Source organism: Thiolapillus sp., assembly GCF_048562965.1.
GTDB lineage: Bacteria > Pseudomonadota > Gammaproteobacteria > Chromatiales > Chromatiaceae > Thiolapillus > Thiolapillus brandeum_A.
Genome location: NZ_JBHNMF010000333.1, coordinates 1 through 3,653, shown reverse-complemented (window position 1 = coordinate 3,653; position 3,653 = coordinate 1). Strand labels below are relative to the sequence as shown.

The 3,653-nt window shown below is 49.9% G+C and carries 2 protein-coding genes; both read right to left on the bottom strand.

Features of this window, described 5'->3' with window-relative positions; translation table 11 throughout:
* Positions 1 to 98 precede the first annotated feature (98 nt).
* Positions 99 to 2,453: a S8 family peptidase gene (locus tag ACOCD2_RS14315; RefSeq protein WP_293648792.1), complete on the bottom strand. Its 2,355-nt coding sequence runs from the start codon at positions 2,451 to 2,453 to the stop codon at positions 99 to 101.
* A 6-nt stretch (positions 2,454 to 2,459) separates the two neighbouring features.
* Complete coding sequence (locus ACOCD2_RS14310) at positions 2,460 to 3,455, bottom strand: AAA family ATPase (RefSeq protein WP_293680302.1); 996 nt, start codon at positions 3,453 to 3,455, stop codon at positions 2,460 to 2,462.
* Between the last annotated feature and the right edge of the window lie 198 nt (positions 3,456 to 3,653).

Genomic DNA, 3,653 nt, shown 5'->3' with positions numbered 1-3,653 from the left:
GAGCTTCTGGCTGACAACTGGGCCTTTGAACATCCGTAGGAACCGCCATGCCGAGCCGAACTTAACCATCTTCCAGCCAGATTTGATCTGTACATTTGTCACACCTTGACCCTCACCGGCAATCTCGTTTCAATCTGCGCCTTGATCTGGGAATACAAGCGCGCCTTTTCGTTCTCCCGGTCACGCAAGCTGACCACCAGCGCATACTCTTCTTCGCTGTCGCACAAGCTCTCTCCCCAGGGGAAATCGTTCCGAGTCACGACAACAAAGAGTTTCTGGTTTTTTCGCAGTTTGGATTTGGAGTTAAATTGCCTGAAACGCCAGAAATCTGCCTGAACGGTCCCCTTGCTACGTGCCTGCTGGCCTATGGTGGATCCCTTCAATTCGGGGATATTCTCGTAGTCGTCTTTTTCAGTCGCCTTATTAAACATGGTGGTGATATGGTCCAGATCAGATGCTGTGACCAAACGAAAATCAATACGGGTGGCGCGATATTTAATTCGTGTGGAACGTACCGGTGGCGTGTAGGCGAGTGCGACTGCGACCTCCCTCAACCGTTTACCGCGGCTTATGAATTCATCCGGGACAGGGATCTCGTAAAAGTGGTGGCGCTTGTTTTCGATTGGCCCACCTGCCATAAGGGTTACCGCATTTTCAAGAGAACGGTGAAGCGATGCCTCACTCACCTGCCCGTAGCCACAGATTGCTCGGAATGCCTTATTCTGATCGATCAGATCCTGACTGGCCTTCGGCATGACTGCGTTCATACAGAGCATTGCCCGCAAAAAATCGGCACCGACATCAGGATGTTCACGGAGTACAGAAGCTGCCAGGTGTGCAACCTGTGGCGCCGCCATGCTGGTGCCTATATCAACGGAAAAGAGATTCCCGCCTGCAAATTTAAGATTTGTTGAAACAACGCCCAGTCCAGCAGTCACGCCCAAAATCGCAGCACGTCTCGGCAGCGTATTGAGGGCCCAGTTGCCACCATGCGCCACCAGCTCTGGTTTTATAGCACCATCTACGGAATGACCACCCCGTGTAAACGGTGAAGGCTGATTCGGTTGGGCAATAGGCACTTCGGCGGGATCCATTGGATTCCGCTGGCTGCTGTAGGTCTGGTTGTGACGCGCGAGACTGCCAACTGTAAGCACATTCAGTGCCGGTGCAGGCTCAATAATCTTCCAAGCCTCTTCCAGCAAATAATCCGGGTAGTTATCCCTCCAAGCCAATCCATCTGGTGAGTCATCATTGATACGATGGTTACCCGCCGATACTACGAACAGAATGCCCAGTTCACGCGAGAGATTATCCAGGGTTACCGATAACCCTTTCAGATGGGCACCAAGGTAGGGTTTGTTTGCATCGCCAAACGAGAGATTGAAGACCCGGCAGTTATACTCTGTTGTAAAATAGCGCACGGCCTCTTCAATATGATTCTCGACAAAGCCGGTCGTATTTTCGTTGTCTTTATCAAGAATCCTGCCACTGAACAGACGGAGGGTAGGGATAAAAGCGCCATCGCGTAAGCTGTGTTCGAAATCTCCATACAGGGCCAAACCCCCAACATGTGTACCATGTCCATGCTCATCATGTCCCCCCTCACCCGGCAGAAAACTCTGTGCATCACCCACGGCAGTTTTCAGTAGTGGATGGCCAGTTGCAAGACCACTATCGAGGACCACAATGCCAGGCGCATCTTCCTCTGGGTTGGGTATTTCGGGAAAATTCTGGATACCCTTAAAAATCAGCGAACGCTCAAGGGCGAAGCTGGGCGGCAAGTCAACAGAGCGCACATCACGGTGCCGTAGGAGCTGATCTGCCTGATTGCTATCACAAACAACCCGACAGAGTGTTAGTCCTGGTTGTTTGACGTGATCCTTTTTTTCAATCCCTTTCTCAACTAACCACTGTTTAAATGCAGTCCATTCCTGGTCACGCTCCTGGTGGTTGTCCTCCAGAGGCCATAGCTCAATATCCAGCAGGAATTCATCCGTTTCCGGCAATCCATGTTTCCGTAGCGCCCAGCCTTTGCGATCCTCCATACTCCAAGCATCAATACTCTGCAGAGCATAAATAACCTGTTTATTTGTCACACCATCACCTTCGGCCATTGTGGCGAGGCGAGACTCAAACTGGGCAAGGGCCGCGTCGCTGGCGAAACCGATGACGACTGTTTCATCCTCCTGGCTGACAAACTCTATCTCTGTCGAGATTTTCCGCAAATCGTCCGGGTTGAAGCCCTTTTGCACAGAAAAACGGAAAAGTTTTCTATCATCAAAACCGCCCAGATCACCGGCAGCCTCTTCTTTGGCATTTGTGAGTTTTTGTAATAGCCCTTTCCCGTGCCCACGGGAATCTTTGGGTTCCTTTGGAGGGAAGTACGTTCCCGGACGCTTCTCGTTAACCGGCGCTTCCCGCTGGAGGGGCAGATGTGGAAAGGTTTCTTCCATGTTCGATTATTTCCTTTTGGCTCTTGCTCTTCGAGCATCCTCACGGCGAATAGCTATTTGCAGGTGTCGTTCACTCAAAAATTCTTTTCCCGCCAACACCATGTCTTTAGCGGCCCGGCGCAATACCCGTTCTACATCTGCATGGCTCATGCCTTTGAACAGGCTTGCGATACGTGAATCGTCAATTTCGAACTCCCGTCGAAGCCCACGCAATTTGACTGACAATAGACGTCGTAACTGTTCCAGATTTGGTGATTCAAAAACCAGCACTTCATCAAATCGTCGCCACACAGCTGAATCAAGAATCCGCTCATGATTAGTCGCGGCGACTAAAATGCTCTTTCCTTCATAGGCATCAATCATTTGTAAGAATGCATTTACTACTCGCTTTAGCTCACCGTGTTCAGCCTCATCGGAACGTTCCTTGGCCAATGCATCAAACTCATCAAATAGAACCACCATCGGCATAGAAGAAATAAAATCGAAGACTTGCCGAAGATTGGCTGCTGTTTCACCCAGAAATGATGAGATCACACTATCTATGCGCACTATTGCTAGCGGCAAGCCAAGCTCACTAGCTAACACTTCAGCAGTTAACGTTTTTCCGCATCCCGGAGGACCGCAAAATAGCAATTTATCAGCCGGGCGTAGACCATGGCTTTGTAATATTTCAGCACGGTGATGTTCTTGTAGCAGTTCATCCAGGAGTGAGGCATTTTCATCCGACAGCACAACATCTTCCAAACGCCTCACAGGCTCTTTGATCTGTAAGAGTGGCAGATTCCGCTCTTTATCCTTTGGTAAGCGGTCGCTTAACATGGAATGCAGTGGCACAGTTGAGTTTCGACGGCCATATAAAATTCTTTCAAGATCATTGGCCAGCAGGTGATGATTCTTGGTGCGTTCTTCTTGGATTAATTGCTCGGAAACACGTTTAAATGCTTCGTGATTCCCCTCTGTTCCTGTTTTAATTAATTGCCTGAGTAACTTAGCTGTCGCCATAGCTGTCCTCCTGTTTCATCTATTCTCTCACGTCGCAACATAGTTTTACTCAACTTTTAGGGCTCTTGGTAAAACACCATCCAGCAGGCGGGCAAATTCGGCATCGGTGAGGTTGACGCGGTTGAGCGCCTCGAATTTTTCGCGGAAGTTCTGCTCCAGCGCCTCACGGTCGCGGATATCCGGGCGGTAGGTGTATTT